Consider the following 23,223-nt stretch of genomic DNA (forward strand, 5'->3'; position numbering starts at 1 on the left):
TGGGAAGGGCGCCCTCCACCGGCATCGCTGAAGCAGGCTTAAACGCGCGCTGCCATTATGATGAATAATACATGTCAAATTCGACAGGGCTAGGGGTTGTTTCCCAACGCATGACCTCTTCCCATTTCAGCTCGATGTAAGAATCGATCTGATCGTCGCTGAAAACGTCGCCCTTGGTCAGGAACGCGCGGTCGTTCTGGAGCGACACGAGTGCTTCACGAAGCGAGCCGCAAACGGTCGGGACGTTGACCAGCTCCTGCGGCGGCAGGTCGTACAGGTTCTTGTCCATCGGATCGCCCGGATGGATGCGGTTCTGGATGCCGTCGAGGCCCGCCATCAGCAACGCCGAATAAGCAAGATACGGATTGGCGAGCGCATCCGGGAAGCGGAACTCGACGCGCTTGGCCTTCTCGCCCGCGCCATAAGGGATGCGGCACGAGGCTGAGCGGTTGCGGCTCGAGTAAGCGAGGAGGACCGGCGCTTCGAAGCCGGGGACCAGACGCTTGTAGCTGTTGGTCGTCGGGTTGGTGAACGCGTTCAGCGCGCGGGCGTGCTTGATGACGCCGCCGATGAAGTAGAGCGCCATTTCGCTGAGGCCCGCATAGCCATTGCCGGCGAACAAAGGCTTGCCGCCCTTCCAGATCGACATGTGGGTGTGCATGCCGCTGCCGTTATCCTGCGCGATCGGCTTGGGCATGAAGGTCGCGGTCTTGCCGTAGGCATGGGCGACCATGTGTACGACATACTTGTAGATCTGCATGCGGTCGGCCGTCTCAACCAGGCCGCCGTAGGTCAGGCCAAGCTCGTGCTGAGCCGCGGCGACCTCGTGGTGATGCTTGTCCATGGGCAGGCCCATTTCCAGCATGGTCGAGACCATCTCGCCGCGGATGTCGCCGGCGCTATCGACGGGGGCGACAGGGAAATAGCCGCCCTTGGCGCGCGGGCGGTGAGCGAGGTTGCCGCCGTCATATTCGCGCATGGTGTTGGTCGGCAGCTCGACATCGTCGATCTTGAAGCCGCTGGCACTGTAGCCGTCCTCGAAGCGGACGTCGTCGAACATGAAGAACTCGGCTTCCGGGCCGACGAACACGTCGTCGCCAATGCCGGTCTGCTTGAGATAGGCTTCGGCGCGGGTTGCGGTGGAGCGCGGGTCGCGGCCGTAAAGCTCCCCGGTCGAGGGCTCGACGACGTTGCAGAACAGGACCAGCATCGGAGTCGCACTGAACGGATCGACATAAGCGGCGTCGAGGTCCGGCTTCAGGATCATGTCGGACTCGTTGATGGCCTTCCAGCCGGCGATCGAGCTGCCATCGAACATGAAGCCGTCGGTCAGCATATCGTCATCGATCACGCCCGACGCCATGGTCAGATGCTGCCACTTGCCCTTGGGATCGGTAAATCGGAGGTCGACCCAGTCAAGCTCCTCATCCTTGATACGAGAAAGTATCGTGCCTGCGTCAGTCGCCATGGGTGTTGCCCTCGCTCTTGAATCGTTGCTGCCCGAACGAGTGCATGGCCGACGGGTGGCGCCGGTCTCAGCAGCGTGATTCGAGCTTGGGGCCCCAGATTCCCGAGGCAGCGCGAGGAGTCAGGGGGGCGGCGAATATTTCACTCCAGATATTACATCTGAATCAGGAGATGGAACCTGTTCCGCCAGCGAACCATTTTCCCGCCGACTCAAAACAAGGAGACTGTAGCGATGCGCTCCATTTTGCTTTGGCTGATCGGCATTCCGCTCCCGATCATCCTGCTTCTCGCCCTCTGCACGCACCATTTCTGATCCGATTTTGGTACGGCAGCGCGAAAATTCTTGCTGTTAAATATAGGTTAAATGGCCTAAACAGCAGTACCGATCCTCGGCACTGCGGTCGGTTTCGGTAGGCCCGCTCTCGCTGGCGCAGGAGCGGGCCTTTTCTATGTCCGATCAAGCCGCGAGACGCGCACCGCTATAGGCTTTGTCCTCGAGCGTTTTTCCGGCGCCAAGCGCAACGCAGCTCATCGGATCGTCGGCGACGCGAACCGGAAGGCCGGTCTCGTCTGCGATGACCCCGCTCAACTGGCGCAGCAGCGAGCCGCCACCCGTCATCGTAATGCCTTGGTCGATGACGTCGGCTGCGATTTCCGGCTGGGTATGCTCCAGCGCCGAGCGGACGACTTCGACGATGCGGTTCACCGGCTCTGCCAGCGCATCGGCGACTTGCGCCTGATCGAGCGTGATCTCGCCGGGAACGCCGCGTGTCACATCCCGGCCACGGACGTGGCAGACGGTGCCCTTGCCGTCGATCGGCGGGCGGGCGATCCCGATTTCCAGCTTCACGCGCTCGGCAGTGCCTTCGCCTATAAGCAGATTGAAATTGCGGCGGACGTAAGCGCTGATCGCCTCGTCCATCTTGTCGCCGCCGGTTCGTGCTGAGCGGCAATAGGCGAGACCCTGGAGCGAGATGACGCCGACTTCGGTCGTGCCGCCGCCAATATCGACGACCATCGATCCGATCGGCTCAGTGACCGGCAGGCCCGCCCCGATCGCGGCCGCCATCGGCTCTTCGATCAGCGACACGCTGCTTGCGCCGGCATTGTTCACGGCATCGCGGATCGCCCGGCGCTCGACGCTAGTGGCCCCGGAGGGGATGCAGATCACGACTTCCGGGCCGCGCGAAAAGCGGCTGGGACCGCCGTGCGCCTTTCGGATGAAATGCTTGATCATTTCTTCGGCGACTTCGAGGTCGGCAATGACACCCTGACGGAGTGGGCGGATCGTCCGAAGATTTTCCGGCGTCTTGCCCATCATCAGCTTGGCGTCGTCGCCAACGGCGCGGACTCGCTGGACCCCGTTATGAGTTTCCATCGCGACCACCGAGGGTTCGCTGGTGACGATGCCCACGCCACGGACATAAACCACGGTATTCGCCGTGCCGAGATCGATCGCGATATCTCGCGGTGAGAAATTGAAAAGTGAACGCACTGGTCCCCGCCCCGAATCTAAATGTGAAAAGCCCCCGAGAATGAGGAGCTTAGGCGGCGGTTTTCGAAAGGCACTACGCGGTAGGGGCGTAAACCATGATGAGTGGCTTTCGCGCGTCGAATGGAGAGCGGTTAACCAAGGTGATAACGATCAATCGGGGTCGATGACTTCGGCTTCCCAGCGCTTCAGCTTGTGATCGCCTTCCCACAACTCCATCGGTTGGCCGGTGCTCCAGCCGACGGCAATCGAAATGGCCGCGTCGTCGTCGTCCGCGAAAAATTCGCGGCGATGCTCAATGTGACCGCTGTAGCGGCTCATGAAATAGAGGCGATAGCCGGCCATTCCCGCCACCCCCGCGTGGCGATTCGCACGATAACATCTATTCGCAGCCGTTACGATTGATGCGGGATAAAGGCCGTAGGTCAGCCGTTGGCCCATTCCTTCGTCTTGTCGACGATATTGAGCTCGCGCAGCAGCGCATCGACGTTTCGCGTCAGCTCGGGCAGGAAGCTCACCTGGTGGCGCGCGCCGCGATAGGCCTCCGCCATCAGGATTGCGTCGAGCAGGATGGGCACGACGAGGCTTTCCGGATCGTCGAGCTCGGCCAGCGACCGCAGGCGCTCGAGCGCTTTTCGCCTTGCCGCCTCGGTGTTGGAAAGGGCTTCGGTCCGCCCGATGAACCAGCTCATGACGCTTACTCCTGTCGAATAGTCGGTAAGAGCATATCGGACGCCTGCCGGCAGAGAAGTTCGGATGGGCGCGGCTATCGGGCGCTTGAGCGAATGAGACTGCGTGCTGCTGCCCCTTGGCAGTATGAAAAGCGCTCGCTATCAGGCCCGCCAATCGCGCTGGACAACGTCCGGTGCGTGGTCGCTCACGTGCCTTTCGGCACAGGAAAATCGCGTCAAAAGGGGAAGCATGGCCACCAAGGCTACGTCCGCTGAGGTTTCCGACACCACAGGGTCACAAGATGGAGTTCGGCGCCGCGACTTCCTGAACGTCGCGGCAGTCAGTTTCGCGGGCGTCGGCGCTGTCGCCGCGATCGCGCCGCTGCTCGTGCAGATGGCGCCGTCAGGCGACGTCCTCGCGCTGGCGACGACCGAAGTCGACATTTCGAAAATCCAGCCTGGGCAGGGCATCAAGACCACCTGGCGCAAGCAGCCGATCTTCATCCGCAACCTGATGCCGAAGGAAATCGCCGAGGCAAACGCGGTGCCGCTTTCGGAGCTGCGCGATCCGCAGACGCTGGCGGAGCGCACCAAGCCGGGCAAGCAGAACTGGCTGATCACGCTCGGCGTCTGCACCCACCTCGGCTGCGTGCCGCTGGGCATTGGCGAGGGTGAGAACCGGGGGCCGTTCGGCGGCTATTTCTGCCCATGCCATGGCTCGGCCTACGACACCGCCGCGCGTATCCGGCAGGGTCCGGCACCGAAGAACCTGGTGGTCCCTGAGTATAAGTTTACGTCGCCAACGACGGTCCAGATCGGTTGAGGTAAGAGAACAGATGAGCTTTTCCTGGGCCAAGCCTTACGAACCCAAGCATCCAGTCATGCGCTGGATCGATGAGCGTCTGCCGCTTCCGCGGGTTGTCTACGGCGCTATCGGCGGCGGTTATCCCGTGCCGCGCAATCTCAATTACTTTTGGAACTTCGGCGTCCTCGCGGGGCTGTTCCTGACCATCCAGATCATCACCGGCATTGTGCTGGCGATGCACTATACGGCATCGACCGACGGCGCGTTCAACTCGGTCAACCAGCTGATCATGCGCGACGTCAACGCGGGCTGGCTGCTCCGCTACGCCCACATGAACGGCGCGAGCTTCTTCTTCCTCGTCACCTACATCCACATTTTCCGCGGCCTTTATTACGGCTCGTACAAGGCGCCGCGTGAGCTGGTGTGGATGCTCGGCCTCGTCATTTACCTGCTGATGATGGCGACCGGCTTCATGGGCTACGTCCTGCCATGGGGGCAGATGAGCTACTGGGGGGCGCAGGTCATCACCGGCTTCTTCTCGGCCTTCCCGCTGGTCGGCGAGCCGATCCGCATCTGGCTGCTCGGCGGCTACGCGCCGGACCAGGCCGCGCTGACGCGTTTCTTCTCGCTCCACTATTTGCTGCCGTTCGTGATTGCCGGGGTCGTGATCCTGCATATCTGGGCGCTGCACATTCCGGGTTCGAGCAACCCGACCGGCGTGGACGTCAAGGACGAGCGTGACACGCTGCCTTTCCACCCGTTCTACACCGCCAAGGACGGCTGGTTCGCCGCCGTTGTCCTGCTGGTCTACGCGCTGGTGACCTATTACGCGCCGAACTACCTCGGCCACCCGGACAACTATATCCCGGCGAACCCGCTGGCGACGCCGGCGCACATCGTACCCGAATGGTATTTCTGGCCGTTCTACGCGATCCTCCGCTCCTTCACCGTGGACTTCATCTTGCCGGCGAAGCTGTGGGGCGTGCTCGCGATGTTCGCGTCGATCCTGCTGCTGTTCTTCCTGTCGTGGCTAGACAAGTCGCCGGTTCGCTCGGGCAGCTATCGCCCCGTGTTCAAGCGCTTCTTCGTCCTGCTGGTCATCGACGTTTTGATCCTCGGCTATGTCGGCGGCGCGCCGATCACGCCGCTGAACGTGGCGCTAGGTCAGGCGGCTGCGGCCTATTATTTCCTCCACTTCCTCGTGATCCTGCCACTCGTTTCGAAGTTCGAGACGACGCTCCCGCTGCCGAGCTCAATCTCGGAAAGCGTGCTTCACGGCGAGGAAGCGGAAGCCGCTCCGCTGGGGCAGAATAAGAAGCGCGGCGGCGCCGCCGCCGTCGTGCAGTAAGGGGCTCACAGACAAATGGTCCGTGTCATCGGTTTTCTCGTTGGGCTGGTCTTTGCCGGGGTCCTGCTGATCTCGCTAATCAGCAATGCGGCGACCTATTTCAGTAATCCGCCGGCGCCGCTGGCATCCGACGAGTTCCACAAGGAGCATAAGGAGCTTCATCTCGCGTCGGACGGGCCTTTCGGCAAGTTTGACAACCAGCAGCTGCAGCGCGGCTTCCAGGTCTACAGTGAAGTCTGCTCGGCCTGTCACAGCCTGAAGCTGGTGTCGTTCCGCGACCTCAAGCACATCGGCTACAACGATGCCGAGATTAAGAAGATTGCGTCGGACTGGAAGACGCAGGTGCCGTCGATCAATCCGGAAACGGGCGAGCCGGCCGGACGCAAGGCGCTTTCGTCCGACACCTTCCCGTCGCCGTTCGCGAACGAAGTTGCGGCGCGCGCTGCCAACAACAATGCGCTTCCGCCTGACCTGTCGCTGATCACTAAGGCGCGTGAGGGCGGCGCTGCCTACGTCTATTCGCTGCTCACCGGCTACGCGAACCAGGCAGGCTACAAGAACGAGAAGGGCGAAGAGCTTTTGAAGGCGTTCCCGGACGCCAAGACGCCGCCGAACTTGCACTTCAACCCGTATTTCGCAAACCTCAACATCGCGATGCCGCCGCCGCTCACGAGCGAAGGTCAGGTGAGCTACGAGGACGGAACGAAGCCGACCGTCGACCAGATGGCCAAGGACGTGTCCGCGTTCCTGGTGTGGACGGCCGAACCGAACCTCGCTAGCCGCCATGCGGCAGGCCTCGCGGTTGCGATCTTCCTGCTGTTCGGTGCGATCCTCGGTTACCTCGCCTATCAGAACCTCTGGCATGAGGCGAAGCGCGTCGTCCGGGTTACGGGTCCGCTCGATCCGGAGAACCAGGCGAAGAGCCGCCGCGCCAAGGCTAAGGAAGGTATCGCGGGCTAAGCCTTTCTAACGCAAGAGAATCCCGAAATGACGATCAGGAACGGGGCCCGTTCCTGACCGTTTGCACACCAAGTCTCCTCTAGTTGGCAGGTGTGCCATGCGTTTTAGAATCCCCTTCATCACAACCATCGCCGCCGCCGCGCTCAGCGGCTGCGCCTATGGCGATTACGGCTACGGCGGAGTTGGCGTCGGGCTGGGCTATGGCAATGGCTATTATGGCGCCAATTATGGTCCGTACGGCGGCTATGGCGCCTATCCCGGCTACTATGGCGGCCTCGGCTACGGCTGGTACGACGACTATTATTATCCGGGCACCGGCTACTACGTCTACGACAGCTACCGCCGGCCACATCGCTGGACGGACCGTCAGCGGTCATACTGGTCCTCGCGCCAACACGGGGCGATCACGATGTCAGGCACCCGCACGGCGTCTTCTACAACAATCTCCACCGAGCCGAACTGGAGCGCCTTCGAACGGCGCGACCGGACGGATCGCCGAACGAACCACCCGCGCTAGTCCTTCGCGCCTTCGGGACGACGGCGTATCAGGACGATCGACGTGAAGGTCATCACGACCTCGCCGTTCTGGTTGGTGACCGTCGTCTCGGTGCGGAAGGAGCCGATTTCGGGCTTGCTGCGTGACGGCGTCTTTTCGACGATCTTCCCGCGCACGGTGAGCGTGTCACCCGGATAGACCGGCTTCTTCCAGCGAAGTTCGTCGATGCCGGGCGATCCCAAGCCGGCCTGCTCGTGGTTGACCGAATAGCGCGCGAGCACGGCCATAGTCATTGCCGTCGTGTGCCAGCCGCTCGCAGCCAATCGTCCGAAATGAGTCTTTGCTGCTGCCTCGTCCGAAAGATGGAAGGGCTGCGGATCGTATTTGCGCGCGAACTCCAGAACTTCCTCGCGCGTCACGTCATAGGAGCCGAATTCGGTCTCCGCGCCGACGACCAAGTCTTCGAAGTAGATCATGGACGGGCGCATAGCGGCAGGCCCGGCTTGGCGTAAGACCGGCTGTTTCCTAAGCTGCGCGGGTGGCGAGCCAATCACCTGTCGGAACCCATTTTCATCCGCGCCTGATCGAGGCGGCTTTGGCGCTTAACGAGAACCGGCTGGACGTGGCGGAACGACTGCTTAAGCCGCACCTCAAGGAAGATCCGTTCGACGCCGCAGCGATCCGCATGCTGGCCGAGCTGGCGGCACGAATTGGGCGCTGGCAAGACGCGGAGAATCTGCTCCGGCGAGCGGTGGAGCTTGCGCCTGGATGGACGGCGGCGAGGGCGAACCTTGCGCTAGTGCTTGGCCGGATGGGCCGCCCCGCTGAGGCGATGGACGTGCTCAACGACGTGTTTGCGATCGAGCCTGACGATGCCAGCCACTTGAACCTCAAGGCCGCGACGCTCGGCCGCCTGGGCGACTTCGACGAAGCCATCGGCATTTACGAGCAGGTTCTTGCGCGGTCGCCCGGCCAGTCGAAAGTCTGGCTAAGCTATGGCCACATGCTGAAGACAGTCGGGCGGCAGGCGGAGGGCATCGATGCATATCGCAAGGCCATCGCCATCCGCCCGACCCTCGGCGAGGCCTGGTGGAGCCTCGCCAACCTGAAGACCGTGAAGTTCAGCGCTGTAGACGTTGAGGTGATGGAGCAGGCGCTGCTTCGGCCGGACCTCGGCGACGAGGACCGCTTCCACCTCGACTTCGCGCTAGGCAAAGCAATGCATGACCGTGGGCACGCCGACGAGGCGTTCGGCCATTATGCCAAGGCCAATGCGCTACGGCTGAAGAACCAGCCCTATGATGGCGCGCGGATGACGCGGACGGTCGACCGGTGCATCGACCTCTTCACGGCAAACGCTTTTGAAGAACGGGTAGGGGGCTGTGATGCACGGGACCCCATCTTCATTGTCGGCATGCCGCGGGCAGGATCGACACTGGTCGAACAGATCCTCGCCTCGCACAGCCAGGTCGAGGGAACGTCAGAGCTTCCCGATCTACCGGCGCTTGCGCGCAAGGTGGGCCGGTATCCGGAAGATGTGCTGGCTCTCTCGACTGAGGAGCGGCGCGAACTCGGTGAAGAATATCTCAAGCGAGCAGGCGTCCAGCGCCGAACCAACCAACCGTACTTCATCGACAAGCTGCCGAACAACTGGCTGTTCGTGCCGTTCATCCAATTGATCCTGCCTAACGCGAAAATCATCGATGCGCGGCGGCATCCGCTGGCGTGCTGCCTGTCGAACTTCCGCCAGCACTTCGCTCGTGGGCAGCCGTTCACTTACGATCTGGAGGACGTCGGTCGCTATTACGCGGACTATGTGCGGCTGATGGCGCATGTCGACGCGGTTCGGCCTGGGCGCGTTCATCGGGTGATCTACGAGCGGATGGTCGAGGATACCGAGACTGAGGTGCGCGCGCTCCTCGATTACTGCGGGCTGGATTTCGAGCCGGCGTGCCTCGAGTTTTACAAGACCGACCGCGCTGTGCGCACTGCAAGTTCGGAGCAGGTGCGGCAGCCGATCTATCGCGACGCGACCGACGAATGGCGCGCGTACGAGCCGCACCTCGGTCCGCTCAAGCGTGCACTGGGACCGGTGATCGAGGCCTATCCGGAAGCCGCGACTTGAACGCAACGGTGGCGGAACAATCGTCAGCGCTCCCCCGACAATCCGTTGACATTCACGAGGCGCTCTGTCGCAATACTGTCACTCAGCCGAATGGGGGCATTCGTAAATGACGGACCGCAAGCTTCGGGCTCTTACCTTTGGGCTCCTCGCATCGACGGCGCTTGCAACGCCGGCTTTCGCGCAAGACACGCAGCCGCAGACGACCGGCCAATCACCTGCGCCTGCCACCAATGCGACCGACGTGACGGCCCCGCCGCCGGTGGTCCAGCAAAAGCAGGACGGCAATGTTGCCGACCCGACCGAAATCGTCATCACCGCGACCAAGCGCGAGGAAAATCTCCAGAACGTCCCCATCAGCGTCCAGGCCATCGGAACGCGGCGGTTGGATCAGCTGAACATTTCGAACTTCGAGCAATACACGAAACAACTGCCCTCGGTGAGCTTCCAGTCGGCGCAGCCGGGCGTGACCGTGGTGTACATGCGCGGCGTCGCGACGGGCGGCGACGGCAACCACTCGGGATCGCTGCCCTCCGTCGGCTCCTATCTCGACGAGCAGCCGGTCACGACGATCGGCGGCACGCTCGACGTTCACATCTACGACATCGCCCGCATCGAAAGCCTCGCCGGTCCTCAGGGAACGCTCTACGGCGCATCGAGCGAGGCGGGTACGATCCGCATCATCACCAACAAGCCGGAGCTGGGGAAGACCTACGGCCGGGTCGACGGAGAGCTTAACTCTGTCGCGCACGGCGGCGTGGGCGGCAAGCTCGAGGGCATGATCAATCTGCCAGTGGCCAAGAACATCGCGTTCCGCGGCGTCGCTTTCTACCAGAAGGACGCCGGCTTCATCGACAATATCTTCGGCACGCGGACTTACTATCTGCCGAGCGAAGGCCTGGTCCCGCCGCTGACGGTCACCAATGCAGGGCTCGAGAAGAAGAACAAGAACGACGTCGACACCTATGGCGGCCGCGCCGCGCTGAAGGTCGATCTCGACGACAATTGGACGGTGACGCCGACCTTCATGTACCAGAAGATGAAGTCGAACGGCGCGTTCTTCTTCGATCCGAATCTGGGCAAGTACAAGATCGACCGCTTTCAGGACGACGTCCGCAAGGACCGGTTCTGGCAGGCCGCACTGACCGTTCAGGGCAAGATCGCCAATTTCGACGTGACCTATGCCGGCGCCTACATGGACCGCACGACCTATTCGGTTCAGGATTACGCCGACTACACGGACGCCTACGACCAGCTCTATGCGAGCTATGGCGGCCTCGCTTATTTCCCGCTCGTCGACCATGTGACGTCGGATGCGCCGCCGTACGGCAATTATATCAACCCGCAGCAGTTCATCATCGGCACCGACCATTTCAAGAAGATGAGCCAGGAGCTGCGCTTTGCATCCCCGGTCGACCAGCCGTTCCGAGTGATCGCGGGCCTCTTCTACCAGCGGCAATCGAACCTTATTCACCAGGACTACAAGGTCACCGGCCTTGCGCCCGAAGTGTCAGTCAACGACCACCCTGGAACGCTGTGGCTGACGCAGCAGAAGCGCGTCGACAAGGATTATGCGGCGTTCGGCGAAGCGAGCTATGACATCTTGAAGAATGTCACGCTCACGGCCGGTGGACGTTATTACAAGTTCGACAACAGCCTGATCGGGTTCTTCGGTTTCGGCCGCAATCCCGGCATCGATCCGGCTGATGGCCGTCCCTTCTCCGCCTTCCCATTCAATGCTGGTATGAGCAGCCGCACGGGCGTTGCAGGCTGCTACCTCGAAAACGGCATGACACTTCGCGAGGCATATCTCGCGGGCATCCCGATTCCCGCTTTCCTGCCCGCGGCGGTTAGCGGCGGCCCGTGCACCAACCTCGGCGTGTTCTCCAACGGCACGGTCAAGCCGAAACGCGTCAAGGACAGCGGATTTATCTATCGCCTCAACGGGACCTGGAAACCGCGCCCGGGCGTGATGCTTTATGCGACCTGGTCCAAGGGCTTCCGCCCCGGCGGCATCAACCGGCGCGGCGAGATAGAGCCCTACGCCGCCGACTTCCTGATCAACTATGAGCTTGGCTGGAAGACGACGTTCGGCCGCGTGCGGTGGAACGGCGCTGTTTATCACCAGCGCTGGAAGAAGTTCCAGTTCAGCTTCCTCGGCCAGAACAGCTTCACCGAGATTCACAACGGCAAGGACGCCGACATCAACGGCATCGAGACCGATGTGAACTATGTCGCCGGCGGCCTGACACTCAACGCCGCGATGGCCTACACCGACGCCAAGACCAAGGGGAACGTGTGCGGCGACTTCTCCGACACGACGCCCGGTTGCAGCCTAAGCTTCAACTCGGTTCCAAGCGGCAGCCGCCTGCCGGTGACACCGAAGTTCAAGGGCTCGGCAACGGCCCGTTACACGTTCCCCGCTTGGGGCGATGTGAAGGCGCACGTGCAGGGCGGCATCGCCTACAAGGGCTCGGCGCTCGCATCTTTGCGGTCGCTCCAGTTGCAGTCCGGCACCTTCTTGCTCGTCGATCCCAATTCCTACTTGGGCAAGATCCGTTCTTCGACCGTGGTCGACCTTTTCACCGGGCTGGACTGGCCGACGTGGAACGTCGAAGCTTTCGTCACCAACGTGTTCGACAGCACCGACGAGCTGTCGCGCGGCGTGAACTGCGGAAGCTGCACCCGGACGTTGATCGTCCCCGGACGGCCGCGGACGATCGGCATCCGGGCCGGGATGAAATTCTGAACTTCACCGCGGCGTGAAACGCGCCGCGGCCATTCGGGTTGAAGCGGAATGACTTCTGCTCGAACTTCCGCAACTGCCGTCCGCTATGCACTTGCAATCGTAGCACTCGCCGCCGTGTGGCTGGCGATGCTGCTGCTCGGCGGCGGCCCAGTCGACCGCTCGATCTACGAAGCGCTGTACGCCGGGAATCATCCAGCGCTCGTCGCCGTGGCGCGAGGTTTCACCCTTCTCGGGGAGCCCACCGTTCTCATCGCCGCGAGCGTCATCGCCGCAATTGGGCTGTGGCTTGCCGGTCATCGACGGCTGCCTGTCGTCGTCATCGCGGTGACGATGCTTGGCCGCGGACTGAGCGAGGCGCAGAAATACTGGATTGCGCGCGCCCGACCGGATTTCGAATCTCACCTGGTCGTAGTGAAGACTCAGTCGTTTCCGAGCGGCCACGCGAACAGCTCGATGATCTTCTACTTGATGCTGGCGCTAGTCCTGACGGAGGGCGGCAAGTGCCGGCGGCCCGCGGTGGCCGGCGCAATCATGCTTTCGCTGTGCATCGGCCTCAGCCGCGTGATGCTTGGCGTTCACTGGCCAAGCGACGTCGTCGGCGGATGGGCATTCGGAATGCTGTGGGTGCTGCTGACGTTGCGGATGGCGCAACGGTTCGTGGAGCGGGACATCAGACGTTGAAGCGGAACAGCATAACGTCGCCGTCCTGCACCACATATTCCTTGCCTTCCGACCGCAGCTTGCCGGCATCGCGTGCGCCCGCTTCGCCGTTGCACTTTACGAAATCGGCGAACGCGATCGTCTCGGCGCGGATGAAGCCACGCTCAAAATCCGTGTGGATCTCGCCCGCAGCCTCGGGCGCCTTGGCGCCGCGATGGACCGTCCAGGCGCGCGCCTCTTTCGGGCCAGCGGTGTAGAAGGTGATGAGGCCGAGCAACTCGTAGGCCGCGTGGATCATGCGGTTGAGGCCTGTCTCATGCAGGCCGAGGTCTGACAGGAACACCTCGCGCTCTTCGTTCGGAAGGGTCGCGATCTCGGCCTCGATGGCAGCCGAAATCACAACTGCCTTGGCGTTTTCATTCGCCGCCTTGGCGAAGACCCGCTCGGACAGGGCATTGCCGCTGGCCGCTTCGCCTTCGTCGACGTTGCAGACGTAGAGGACGGGCTTGGCGGTCAGCAGTTGGGCTCGTTGGAGCGCCTTTTCTTCCTCGACATCCTTGGGCTGCGTCAGGCGCGCGGGCTTCGAGGCCCGGAGCAGGTCGAGCGCCTGGCTGAGCACCGACGCTTCGATCTTCGCTTCCTTGTCGCCCTGCTGCGCCTTCTTGACGAGGTTGGGCACGCGGCGCTCGAGGCTGTCGAGGTCGGCGAGCATCAGCTCGGTCTCGACGGTCTCAGCGTCGGCGATCGGATCGACGCGTCCCTCGACGTGCGTCACGTCGCCGCCTTCGAAACAGCGCAAAACGTGAACGATAGCGTCCACCTCGCGGATGTTGGCGAGGAACTGGTTGCCCAGTCCTTCGCCCTTGGACGCGCCGCGGACGAGACCGGCGATGTCGACGAACTCGATCTGGGTCTCGATCTCCTGCGCCGAGGCCGCGATCTTCGCGATCTCGTCGAGGCGTTTGTCGGGCACGGCGACGCGGCCGACGTTCGGTTCGATCGTGCAGAAGGGATAGTTCGCCGCCTGCGCGGCGGCGGTCTCGGTCAAGGCATTGAATAGCGTCGATTTGCCAACGTTCGGCAGGCCAACGATGCCGCAGCGGAAGCCCATGGTCTCTCCAGTGAGGGGGAACGCGCAAGCCGTTAGCCGCTGCGGGCGCGGAGGAGAAGGCCTGCTGTGCCGACGCCCTCCGGAATATTACCTAGTCAGGCGCGGGGGGATCCTCGCTAGTAAGCTGCAGCGACTTCAACCAAGTGCTTGATAACAAGGAGAATATGATGTCCGCGCCAGTAGTCGATATTTGCGTTCACCATGCGCCTAACGGACTATCCGACCGCATAGCCTATGGCTTCACCAAGACGCTGCGGTTCTGCGCCGACACCTTCTTCGCCAAGCGCTACGGTCACCGTGCGATCGTCCTGGAGACCGTAGCTGCAGTTCCGGGCATGGTCGGCGCGACCATCAACCACCTGAAGTGCCTCCGCCGCATGTGCGACGACAAGGGCTGGATTCGAACGCTCATGGACGAAGCGGAAAACGAGCGCATGCACCTCATGACCTTCATCGAGGTGGCGAAGCCGACGCTATTCGAGCGGCTTGTGATCCTCGGCGTGCAATGGGTCTTCTATCTCGCCTTTTTCGCGCTCTACCTGGTCTCGGCCAAGACTGCGCACCGGGTAGTCGGCTATTTCGAGGAAGAGGCGGTGTTCAGCTACACGCTTTACCTGAAGGAAATTGACGAGGGCCGGAGCAAGAATGTGCCGGCTCCGGAAGTGGCCAAGCGCTATTGGAACCTGCCGGACAGCGCCACCTTGCGTGACGTCGTCCTGGTGGTTCGTGCCGACGAGGCGCACCACCGCGACGTCAACCACGGCTTCGCCAACGAGCTCGGCGGTATCGCGGTCGACAAGGCGCGCATGGCCCCGTCGCCCTATCATGAGAGCGGCATCAAGATCGCCGCCTGACCTCAGGCAAAATTGAATGAAACACTGAGGCGCTCCCCGCGGCCAGTCCCGGGGAGCACTTCATGCCTGAGCCAGCTTTCCCATAGCAGCAGCAGTGCCGGTTGCGGCTGGATCGTTACGAAGGATTGAAGTTCCACCGGCGCGTCGGTCCGCCTGGTCGGCGCCGCCATCATCAAAGGCAGGCGGGGATCCTCGAACCTGATCGCCCCCGAACCCTTCGGCACTTCCACGTAAAGCGTGCCCGAGATGACGCTGTGCGGGTGGATGTGCGCGCTGTGATGGCCGGGCCCGCGGAGCAAATTCACCCACAGGCTGTCGAGCCTCGGCTTGCGCACAAGGTCGAAGGCGCAATCCTCTGAGAAGGCGACGGCATGCTTCGTCAGCAGCTTAGAGAGGTCGCCAAAGGCCGGGTCGCGGCGCGGCAGATCATTAAGAGAGGCGTAGCTGGTATAGCCAGTGTAACGGTGCTCGCGGCTCCAACGGATGCCAGCCACATCGTCCTCGGACAGCGCGCGGATCGAATGCGCGAGATCATCGAGCAATGCTTCATCCTCGAGCATTGCTTCGTACAGCTTCGTGACGAACAGGCTGCGGCTCATTCGCTTTGCTGCATTCGGAGCGCGACTTCGCTCATGAAGCGGGCGTCGTCGCCGTCCGCCAGCCATTCCGCTTCCGCGGCGATAGCGGCGAGCATGTCGGACAGCGGTTCCATCTCGATCTTGGCATAATTGCCGAGCACGTGAGGCGTCACGAGATCCTTCCGGCCGGGGCCGGGGTGCCCGATCCCGATGCGGACGCGGCGGAATTCGGGGCCGAGGCTGGCGTCGATGGAACGCAGGCCATTGTGTCCGGCGAGACCGCCGCCGACGCGCACCTTCACCTTGAATGGCGCGAGGTCGAGCTCGTCATGGAAGACGGTCAGCGCTTCTTCGTCCAACTTGTAGAAGCGGAGCGCCTGCTGAACGGCGTCGCCGCTGTCGTTCATGAACGTTTGCGGCTTCAGCAGCAGGACGCGATGGCGCCCGATACGCCCTTCGGCGATGAGGCTGCGGAATTTCTTCTGCCATGGACCGAAGTCATGCACTTCGGCGATGATGTCGGCCGCCATGAAGCCGACATTGTGCCGGTGCAGCGAATATTTCGCGCCGGGATTCCCGAGGCCGACCCATAATTGCATCGGCGTCCCCTAGCGTGTGCGACGCGCAAAAAGAAACCGCCCGCCGGTGAGGGCGAGCGGTTCCTGAATTCAAGAAGGGAAAGCTTAGCCTTCGGACTCTTCCGAACCTTCGCCTTCGGTCTCGCCTTCCTCGGCGCCGCCCTCGACGGTCGGGACTTCGCCAGCCGCGGCAGTCTCTTCCTCTTCGGACTTCATTGCCGACGGAGCGACGATGGTGGCGACCGTGAAGTCGTCTTCCGTGTTCGCCGGCGTGACGCCGTTCGGCAGCTTGACGTTGCTGATGTGGATCGAATCGCCGATCTCCAGCCCGTCGAGCGCGATGTGGATCTCGCTCGGGATGTGGGCCGCGTCGCAGACGATTTCGAGTTCGTGGACGACGACGTTCAGGACGCCGCCGCGCTTCAGGCCCGGCGAGGCTTCTTCATTGTCGAACCGCATCGGGACCGCAACGTGCACCTTGGTGTGCTCGCCGATCCGCAGGAAGTCGACGTGGATCGGCCGGCTCGTCACCGGGTGGAAATCCACGGCCTTCGGTAGCGTACGGTGCGGCTTACCCTGGAAATCGATCATCACGACCGAGTTCATGAAGTGGCCCGTTGAAAGCATCTTGTTGAGAAGCTTCTCCTCGACATGGATCGAGAGAGGTTCCTTCTTCTCGCCGTAAACCACGGCGGGTACCCGTCCATCGCGGCGCAGTGCACGGGAGGCTCCCTTGCCAAGCCCGTCGCGCGCTTCGGCGGGCAGCGTCAGCTGATCGCTCATTTCGCATTCTCCGATTACAAAAATGTCCCCGCCACGCCTCCAGGGATGACCATGGCTAAGGGATGCGGCGCCCTAGTGCAGGAGCGCCGGAAACGCAAGTTTCAGCGCTTCAGTTGACGCGTGTCGAGTAGATGCCGCGCTCGCCCAGCTGCACCAGCACGCTGTCCTTGCCGGCGAGATGGCCGGCGCCGACCGCCACGAACACTGTGCCTGGCGTCTGCATGCGGGCGCGAATCCAGTCCGCCCAGCGCCCGTTACGCTCGGTGAACATCACGCGGTAAGTGTCCGGCGAGCTGTTCTCGAGATAGCTTAGCATGTGGACGAAAACGCTCTGGTCGCCGCGCTTCCAGGCAGACTGCATGTCGGCCATCGATTTCGAGAGGTTAAGCGTCGAATCTTTCGCAGTAGCCGTGGTCGTCGCCGGCGTTGGCTTCATGGTCGCGAACATGTTGATCTGAGACTCGAGCGTTTCGAGCCCTTCGACCGGCTTCCCTTCGGCGTCGGCGGCGTGGCGAAGCACCATGTCGGCTCCATTCCCGACCTGCATGCCCTGCGCCTTGCCAGCGTTGATGGCCATCCGCGTGCTGGCGAGGAAGGAAGCCGAGGGAGCGACGACGCGAAGCGGTTGTGACGCCGCGGGGCCGACAATGACGGGCTTTCCAGCATGTTCCGGGATGACAGTCTCAAGAACCAGCTCATCGGATTGCTCAAATGCATCCTTGACCTGGTCGTTGAACCACTCGCCCTTGCCGTCGAGAGCGTGGAAAGTGCCGAAGATGTAAACGGTCGTGTCGTTGTCGCTGACCACGAACATTGCCGGATTAGTCTTCGTATTTACCGGGGCGGCAGCCGGAGCAGCGGCGGGCACCGCGGGAATCGCGGCGGCTAATGAGGCGGCGGCCAGTACAGCAAGCATCCTACACCCTCCCGGGTATGAGCCGGTCGTAGGGGATGCGACTTGCCAAGAGAGTCCGTACAATCCCGGAGAATACGCGCTGTACGTGCCAATTCCGTGGCGGAGATAAGCCCGCAAAGCAGCTCTCAAAGCGCATCAGACCCCCCAGCCCGATACCTAGAGATGATGGTCACCGACAGATTAAGAAATGTCTAGCGCATTCCGTAAAATGCGAATTCTTCTCGACGGATAGGCGCCACGGCGCGCCAGTCGCGGCATTATTGGATGCGGCGGACGCGATAACCTTCGCGCTGAAGCAGGTCGATGACCGAATCGCGCCCGGCCAAATGGCCCGCGCCTACAGCGAGCATGACCGCGCCGGGCTGGCGCATCCGCTGTTCGATCCACCTGCTCCAGTTGGCGTTGCGCTGCTTGATCAGCGCCTGTTCGAGCTCCGGCGAACCCGCAAGGTCCCGGTTGAAGGAGCGGGCGATGCCGGCAACGTCCCCGCGAGCCCAGGAGGCCAGCATTTCTTGGAAGTCGGTGCTCATCGACTTGCCCTCTTCGATCGCCCCTTCGAGGAGCTGCCGCTGAGCCTTCTCCGGCAACTTGTCGAAGAAGCCGAGCTGTTCCATGTTCGTCTCAAGCTCACCGATCGGCTTGCCCTGACCCGAGAAGCTGTTGCGAAGGACGATCTCCACGCCCTCCTGGCCTTTCAGGCCCATGTCCTTGAACTGATTGCCGAGCAGGATGAAGGCGGCCGCCCAGGTTTCCATGCGGTCGAAGGCCTGGGGCGGGAAGCCGCTCTTCTTTATCGAGCGGGCGAGCGCGGGGCGGCTTTTCGGGTCGACGCGGTCGGCGAGCGGCGGAAGATTCGGCGTGTTGAAGGCGAGCGCAGCCATCGCGCTCATCAGCTTGGTGGGATCCTTCTGATCGACGATGGTCTCGACCATGAGCTGCTGGGACGTCCCGACGGCCTGATCGAGCTTCGCCGAGCGCCAGCTGTAGTTTTCCGGCAGCAAATGGATGGTGCCGAACAGATAGATGGTCGTGTCCGCGTCGGACACCGACCACAAGGCCGGGCGAGCGACCGCCGCCCTCGCGGTGGCGGGGACGGCCGATCCCAGCGCGAGCAGGGCGGCGACGGGAGCGAACAAGCGCTGGAGCAGCTTTTTCATCATGCCTTCCGAATGTGGGCCTTAGGGTTTAGGTCCTCAAGCTTGCCGTTTCCTGAAGAGCGACTTGCCCCTCTGCGACGCATCCGCCAAAGCCCCGCCTTAACGACAAACTGGCATCTGACGGGGCGCATTTCTTGAGCTTGAGCTTCCAGGACCTGATCCTCACGCTCCACCGCTATTGGGGCGCGCAGGGCTGCGTCCTCCTGCAGCCCTACGACATGGAAATGGGGGCGGGGACTTTCCATCCGGCCACCGTACTGCGTTCGCTCGGGCCTGATCCGTGGCGCGCCGCCTACGTGCAGCCGTGCCGCCGCCCGACCGACGGGCGCTACGGCGAAAATCCCAACCGGCTTGGCTCTTATTACCAGTACCAGGTCGTGCTGAAGCCGAGCCCGGACAATCTGCAGGAGCTCTATCTCGGCAGCCTGGCCGAGATCGGAATTGACCCGCTGAAGCATGACATCCGCTTCGTCGAGGACGACTGGGAAAGTCCAACTCTGGGCGCCTGGGGCCTCGGCTGGGAAGTCTGGTGCGACGGGATGGAGGTGACGCAGTTCACTTACTTCCAGCAGGTCGGCGGGTTCGAATGCCGGCCGGTGACGGGAGAGCTGACATACGGGCTCGAACGGCTGGCCATGTACATTCAGGGCGTGGACAACGTCTTCGACCTCAAATTCAACGACGCAGGGGTCAGCTACGGCGACGTGTTCCGCGAAAACGAGTTCGAAATGTCGACCTACAATTTCGAGGTCGCTGACACGGACTCCCTGTTCGACCTGTTTCGAAAGGTGGCCGTCGAGTGCGAGCGTTGCCTAGAGGCCAAGCTGCCAATCCCGGCCTATGAGCAGGCAATCAAGGCCAGCCACGTCTTCAATACGCTGCAGGCGAGGGGGGTCATCTCCGTCGCCGAACGGCAGGCCTACATCGGCCGGGTCCGCGATCTCGCGAAGGCGGCGTGCGGCGCCTGGCTGGAGCGGGCCGCCTGATGGCTGATTTCCTGCTCGAACTGTTGTCGGAAGAAATCCCGGCGCGGATGCAGGCGAAGGCGCGCAACGACCTCGCGCGGCTATTCGCGGAGCATGTCGAAGCGGCTGGCCTATCTGTCGGTCCGATCGACACGCATTCGACGCCGCGGCGGCTGGTTCTGCTTGCCCGCGATGTCGCGGATGCGACCGAGGCGAGCCGCGAGGAACTGAAGGGTCCGCGCACCTCGGCGCCGCCGCAGGCGCTTGAGGGCTTCCTGCGCAAGACGGGGTTACTGCGAGAGCAGTTGATAGAGCGAGACGGTGTGTATTTCGCCTTGGTCGAAAAGCCAGGCCAGTCTTCCGCTGTAATACTCGCGGACACGGTCACTCGCATCATCAATGACTTTCCGTGGCCCAAGTCGATGAGGTGGGGCGACGGCCAATTGCGATGGGTGCGGCCCCTTCAAGGCATTGTTGCGATACTCGGCGAGTCCATCTTGCCCGGTTTCATGGGCGACGTTGTCGCTGGTGCTACGACCGTCGGCCACAGATTCCATCATCCCGGACCAATCACCGTCGGCGGCGCGAACGATTATGTCGAGAAGCTGCGCGCCTGCCACGTCATCGTCGACCAGAACGAGCGCGAGCAGATCATCCGCACCGAAGCGCAGAAGGCGGCGACCGACGCCGGCCTGACGCTGCTGGAGGACGAGGGCTTGGTGGTCGAGAACGCGGGCCTTACCGAGTGGCCGGTGCCGCTGCTCGGCCGTTTCGATCCTGAATTCCTCGATGTGCCGCGCGAAGTGATCGTGCTCACGATGCGCACGAACCAGAAGTATTTCGCCTGCACGGGAGCGGACGGGCTGCTGGCGCCGGCGTTCGTCTGCGTCGCGAACATCGCTGCCAACGACGGCGGCGCGGCAATCGCGGAGGGGAATACACGGGTCCTCGCAGCGCGCCTGTCGGACGCCCGCTTCTTCTGGGAACAGGACCTCAAGGTCCCGCTGGAAGAGCAGGCGAAGAAGCTCGACGGCATCGTCTTTCACGAGAGGCTGGGCACGGTCGCTGCAAAGGTCGACCGGATAGCGAAGATCGCACGCTGGCTGGCGGAGCAGGGATTCGTCAATGCCGATCCTCAGCAGGCCGAACGAGCAGCTCGCCTCGCAAAAGCGGATCTCGTGACCGGCATGGTCGGCGAGTTTCCGGAGCTCCAAGGCATCATCGGCGGCCATCTCGCGCGTGCGCAAGGCGAACCGGACGATGTCGCCAACGCGATCCGCGACCATTATGCCGCGCCCGGCGCCCCCGTCTCCGCGGCTGTCGCGCTGGCGGACAAGCTCGACACGATCGCCGCGTTCTTCGCGATCGACCAAAGGCCGACGGGTTCGAAAGATCCGTTTGGACTTCGCCGGGCGGCAATCTCGTCGATCGATATCATCGTCAGCAACGGCCTGAGACTCAACCTGACTGGCGCCGTGCGCGGGACGCTGGCCAATCTCGCTGGACAGCTTGGCGGCGACGGCAATGTTCACCGGCTCGATCGGACGGCGCCTGAGGTCATCGCTTTCTTCGCCGACCGCCTGAAAGTGCAGCAGCGCGACGCGGGCGTGCGGCACGATTTGATCGATGCGGTGTTCTCGCTTGGGGGCGAAGACGATCTGGTGAGGCTTCTGGCGCGCGTGAACACATTGCAGCAATTCGTGGAAACGCCCGAGGGCGCTGACCTTCTGACCGCCTACAAGCGTTCGGCCAACATCCTGAAGAAGGAAGACTGGACCGGGCCGCAGGTTCTGAGCTCGCGCGAGGAGCAGGGGATCCCGCAGACGGGCGAGGAAGACCCGCTCGTCCTCGTCGAGGAGCCCGGAATGCGTGAGGCTATTGCCGAGATGGCTTTGGGAACGGCCGGCGCGGACCTGCCGCAGGAGCGGGCCCTGATCGCCGCCCTCGACGACGCCGAACCCAAAGCCTCGTCAGCAATCGAAAGCGAAGACTTCACGGCAGCGATGGCGGCGCTGGCCTCGCTCAGGAAGCCGATCGACGACTTCTTCGATCATGTCACGGTCAACGATCCGGACTCCGCCAAGCGGGAGCGGCGCCTAAACCTGCTAATGCGGTTCCGGGACGCCGTGAACGGCGTCGCCGACTTCTCGAAAATCGAAGGCTAGTTAGAGCGGCCGGTCGTCGACCGGATCACGGCCGCTTCTGACCGCGGCGCCTCGCAGCGAATCACGCTCACGCCATTCGCGTTCCTGCGCTGTCCAATCTTTCTCGCGCTCCGCATGCGCCTTTTCCAATTCGCGGCGACGTTCTACCTCGCCGTCGTAACGCGCCTTCCATTTGCGGCGGCCGCCGGTGGTCAGGAACACGCCGACCAGCAGGCCGAGCAGGAAAACCAAGCCGTAGATGATCCATACGTTCGGATCGGTCGTAACGCTCATTTCGTATCCCCAACAACGATGATGCCGCACCCATTACGCATGGGCGCGGCATCGCGTTCCGGAACTGGCGTTTAGCCGTGCAGGAAGCTGTCGTTGATGGAACAGGCTGCCGGACCCAGAATGACGATGAACAGGGTCGGCAGAATGAACAGGATGAGCGGTACGGTCATGATCGCCGGCAGACGCGCAGCCTTCTCTTCCGCGCGCATCATGCGCTCGTTGCGGAACTCGGCCGAGAGCACGCGCAGGGCCGAAGCGAGCGGCGTACCGTATTTCTCGGTCTGGATCATGGTCGTGACGACGCCGCGGACGGCTTCGAGATCGACGCGGTTGGCGAGATTCTCGAACGCCTGGCGACGTTCCGACAGGAAGCCTAGCTCGATGGCGGTCAGGCCAAACTCGTCGCCGAGCTCCGGATAGGCCTTGCCGAGTTCCCTCGACACGCGGCCGAAGGCGGCGTCGACGGTTAGACCGGCTTCAGCGCAGATGACGAGAAGGTCGAGCGCGTCGGGCAGACCCTTGCGGATCGCGTGGCTGCGCTTCGTGACCTTGTTCTTCAGCCAGATGTCCGGGGCTTTGTAGCTGCCGACCAGCACGCCAGCGACCGTCATGTAACGGCGCAGCCAGCCCCACTCGGGGAACATGCCCATGCCGTACAAGGCAACCACGATTGCGACGCCGAGGACGACCGGGAGAACGAACCGGGCGAAGATAATGAAGAAGGCGAGATCCTTGGTACGGATACCGGCCTGCATCAGCTTCTGCTGAGTCTTCTTCAGCTGGTCGTCCTGAAGCATCTTGAACTGCGTCAGGATGCCGCGGACGCGGTCAGCGGCCTGGTTGCGGTTCGTAAGGCTCTTGCGCTTGTTGGTCGACGCAACGATGCCGGCCTTGAGCTGCTCGCGACGCTCGTTGAGCGCCTTGACGCGGCGGGCCATGGGATCCTTCACCGTCGTCGCCGCATAGATTGCGAGCATCACGGCGAAGGTTGCGACGGCACTGAGCATCGTCGCGATGTAGATGACGTCGAAACCGAGAACGGTCGGTCCGGAGGCGGGTGCAGCCTGCATGTT

General features: G+C 62.7%; 23 protein-coding genes. 10 read left to right on the top strand and 13 right to left on the bottom strand.

Annotation, left to right across the window (positions count from 1 at the left end; all coding sequences use genetic code 11):
* Positions 1-55: 55 nt before the first annotated feature.
* From glnA to ABD704_RS00095, 4 genes are all read right to left on the bottom strand, one after another.
* Entirely contained in the window at positions 56-1,468 is a 1,413-nt protein-coding gene (glnA, locus tag ABD704_RS00080) for a type I glutamate--ammonia ligase (RefSeq protein WP_344697657.1), read from the bottom strand.
* Positions 1,469-1,924: 456 nt separating this feature from the next.
* Positions 1,925-2,962 (bottom strand): rod shape-determining protein, encoded by a 1,038-nt coding sequence (locus ABD704_RS00085; RefSeq protein ID WP_344697658.1) that lies wholly within the window; start codon positions 2,960-2,962, stop codon positions 1,925-1,927.
* Positions 2,963-3,112: 150 nt separating this feature from the next.
* Positions 3,113-3,304: a hypothetical protein gene (locus ABD704_RS00090; protein WP_344697659.1), complete on the bottom strand. Its 192-nt coding sequence runs from the start codon at positions 3,302-3,304 to the stop codon at positions 3,113-3,115.
* An 80-nt stretch (positions 3,305-3,384) separates the two neighbouring features.
* Positions 3,385-3,651 (bottom strand): hypothetical protein, encoded by a 267-nt coding sequence (locus ABD704_RS00095; RefSeq protein ID WP_344697660.1) that lies wholly within the window; start codon positions 3,649-3,651, stop codon positions 3,385-3,387.
* A 229-nt stretch (positions 3,652-3,880) separates the two neighbouring features.
* Here ABD704_RS00095 and petA point away from each other — a divergent pair, with 229 nt between their 5' ends.
* The 4 genes from petA to ABD704_RS00115 all read left to right on the top strand — a co-directional run bounded on the left by petA (position 3,881) and on the right by ABD704_RS00115 (position 7,260).
* Positions 3,881-4,453, top strand: a complete 573-nt coding sequence (petA, locus tag ABD704_RS00100) for a ubiquinol-cytochrome c reductase iron-sulfur subunit (protein WP_344697661.1) — start codon at positions 3,881-3,883, stop codon at positions 4,451-4,453.
* 13 nt (positions 4,454-4,466) lie between these two features.
* The gene (locus tag ABD704_RS00105; protein ID WP_344697662.1) at positions 4,467-5,783 is read left to right on the top strand and encodes a cytochrome b; all 1,317 of its coding nucleotides are present in this window, start codon (positions 4,467-4,469) and stop codon (positions 5,781-5,783) included.
* Positions 5,784-5,798: 15 nt separating this feature from the next.
* The gene (locus tag ABD704_RS00110; protein ID WP_344697663.1) at positions 5,799-6,743 is read left to right on the top strand and encodes a cytochrome c1; all 945 of its coding nucleotides are present in this window, start codon (positions 5,799-5,801) and stop codon (positions 6,741-6,743) included.
* A 97-nt stretch (positions 6,744-6,840) separates the two neighbouring features.
* Positions 6,841-7,260 carry a hypothetical protein gene (locus ABD704_RS00115; RefSeq protein WP_425565341.1) on the top strand — a complete coding sequence of 140 codons (420 nt, stop codon included), beginning with the start codon at positions 6,841-6,843 and terminating at the stop codon, positions 7,258-7,260.
* Here the strand turns inward: ABD704_RS00115 and ABD704_RS00120 are convergent.
* The gene (locus ABD704_RS00120) at positions 7,257-7,715 is read right to left on the bottom strand and encodes a MaoC family dehydratase (protein ID WP_344697664.1); all 459 of its coding nucleotides are present in this window, start codon (positions 7,713-7,715) and stop codon (positions 7,257-7,259) included. The genes ABD704_RS00115 and ABD704_RS00120 overlap by 4 nt on opposite strands.
* A 62-nt stretch (positions 7,716-7,777) precedes the next feature.
* Here ABD704_RS00120 and ABD704_RS00125 point away from each other — a divergent pair, with 62 nt between their 5' ends.
* From ABD704_RS00125 to ABD704_RS00135, 3 genes are all read left to right on the top strand, one after another.
* A complete protein-coding gene (locus ABD704_RS00125; RefSeq protein ID WP_344697665.1) occupies positions 7,778-9,364 on the top strand; it encodes a tetratricopeptide repeat-containing sulfotransferase family protein in 1,587 nt (528 codons plus the stop codon).
* Positions 9,365-9,470: 106 nt separating this feature from the next.
* Positions 9,471-12,110, top strand: coding sequence for a TonB-dependent receptor (locus tag ABD704_RS00130; RefSeq protein WP_344697666.1), 2,640 nt, complete (start codon positions 9,471-9,473; stop codon positions 12,108-12,110).
* Positions 12,111-12,158: 48 nt separating this feature from the next.
* Entirely contained in the window at positions 12,159-12,791 is a 633-nt protein-coding gene (locus ABD704_RS00135; protein ID WP_344697667.1) for a phosphatase PAP2 family protein, read from the top strand.
* On the opposite strand, the gene ychF is transcribed toward ABD704_RS00135, so the two are convergent.
* Entirely contained in the window at positions 12,781-13,881 is a 1,101-nt protein-coding gene (ychF, locus tag ABD704_RS00140; RefSeq protein WP_344697668.1) for a redox-regulated ATPase YchF, read from the bottom strand. The two genes, ABD704_RS00135 and ychF, sit on opposite strands and share 11 nt — an antisense overlap.
* Positions 13,882-14,048: 167 nt before the next feature.
* Between ychF and ABD704_RS00145 the strand changes: the two genes are divergently transcribed.
* The gene (locus ABD704_RS00145; RefSeq protein ID WP_344697669.1) at positions 14,049-14,735 is read left to right on the top strand and encodes an alternative oxidase; all 687 of its coding nucleotides are present in this window, start codon (positions 14,049-14,051) and stop codon (positions 14,733-14,735) included.
* Between the two features lie 2 nt (positions 14,736-14,737).
* Here the strand turns inward: ABD704_RS00145 and ABD704_RS00150 are convergent, their stop codons facing one another.
* The 5 genes from ABD704_RS00150 to ABD704_RS00170 form a co-directional block, all read right to left on the bottom strand.
* Positions 14,738-15,334 carry a TIGR02466 family protein gene (locus ABD704_RS00150; RefSeq protein WP_344697670.1) on the bottom strand — a complete coding sequence of 199 codons (597 nt, stop codon included), beginning with the start codon at positions 15,332-15,334 and terminating at the stop codon, positions 14,738-14,740.
* Positions 15,331-15,912 (bottom strand): aminoacyl-tRNA hydrolase, encoded by a 582-nt coding sequence (gene pth, locus ABD704_RS00155; RefSeq protein WP_344697671.1) that lies wholly within the window; start codon positions 15,910-15,912, stop codon positions 15,331-15,333. Before pth ends, ABD704_RS00150 begins: the two co-directional genes overlap by 4 nt.
* Before the next feature lie 84 nt (positions 15,913-15,996).
* Positions 15,997-16,674 carry a 50S ribosomal protein L25/general stress protein Ctc gene (locus ABD704_RS00160; protein WP_344697673.1) on the bottom strand — a complete coding sequence of 226 codons (678 nt, stop codon included), beginning with the start codon at positions 16,672-16,674 and terminating at the stop codon, positions 15,997-15,999.
* A 109-nt stretch (positions 16,675-16,783) separates the two neighbouring features.
* A complete protein-coding gene (locus ABD704_RS00165) occupies positions 16,784-17,590 on the bottom strand; it encodes a TraB/GumN family protein (protein WP_344697674.1) in 807 nt (268 codons plus the stop codon).
* A 257-nt stretch (positions 17,591-17,847) separates the two neighbouring features.
* Complete coding sequence (locus ABD704_RS00170; protein ID WP_344697675.1) at positions 17,848-18,747, bottom strand: TraB/GumN family protein; 900 nt, start codon at positions 18,745-18,747, stop codon at positions 17,848-17,850.
* A 155-nt stretch (positions 18,748-18,902) separates the two neighbouring features.
* Between ABD704_RS00170 and ABD704_RS00175 the strand changes: the two genes are divergently transcribed.
* Together ABD704_RS00175 and glyS are read left to right on the top strand one after the other, a co-directional pair.
* On the top strand, positions 18,903-19,733 hold the full coding sequence (locus ABD704_RS00175; protein WP_425565443.1) for a glycine--tRNA ligase subunit alpha: 831 nt from the start codon (positions 18,903-18,905) through the stop codon (positions 19,731-19,733).
* Positions 19,733-21,877 (top strand): glycine--tRNA ligase subunit beta, encoded by a 2,145-nt coding sequence (glyS, locus tag ABD704_RS00180; protein WP_344697677.1) that lies wholly within the window; start codon positions 19,733-19,735, stop codon positions 21,875-21,877. The genes ABD704_RS00175 and glyS overlap by 1 nt, the downstream gene beginning before the upstream one ends.
* Here the strand turns inward: glyS and ABD704_RS00185 are convergent, their stop codons facing one another.
* The gene (locus tag ABD704_RS00185) at positions 21,878-22,150 is read right to left on the bottom strand and encodes a hypothetical protein (protein ID WP_344697678.1); all 273 of its coding nucleotides are present in this window, start codon (positions 22,148-22,150) and stop codon (positions 21,878-21,880) included.
* 71 nt (positions 22,151-22,221) lie between these two features.
* Positions 22,222-23,220 (bottom strand): type II secretion system F family protein, encoded by a 999-nt coding sequence (locus ABD704_RS00190; RefSeq protein ID WP_344697679.1) that lies wholly within the window; start codon positions 23,218-23,220, stop codon positions 22,222-22,224.
* Between the last annotated feature and the right edge of the window lie 3 nt (positions 23,221-23,223).

Origin of the sequence: Sphingomonas limnosediminicola (genome assembly GCF_039537965.1) — a bacterium.
GTDB classification, from domain to species: Bacteria; Pseudomonadota; Alphaproteobacteria; order Sphingomonadales; family Sphingomonadaceae; genus Sphingomicrobium; species Sphingomicrobium limnosediminicola.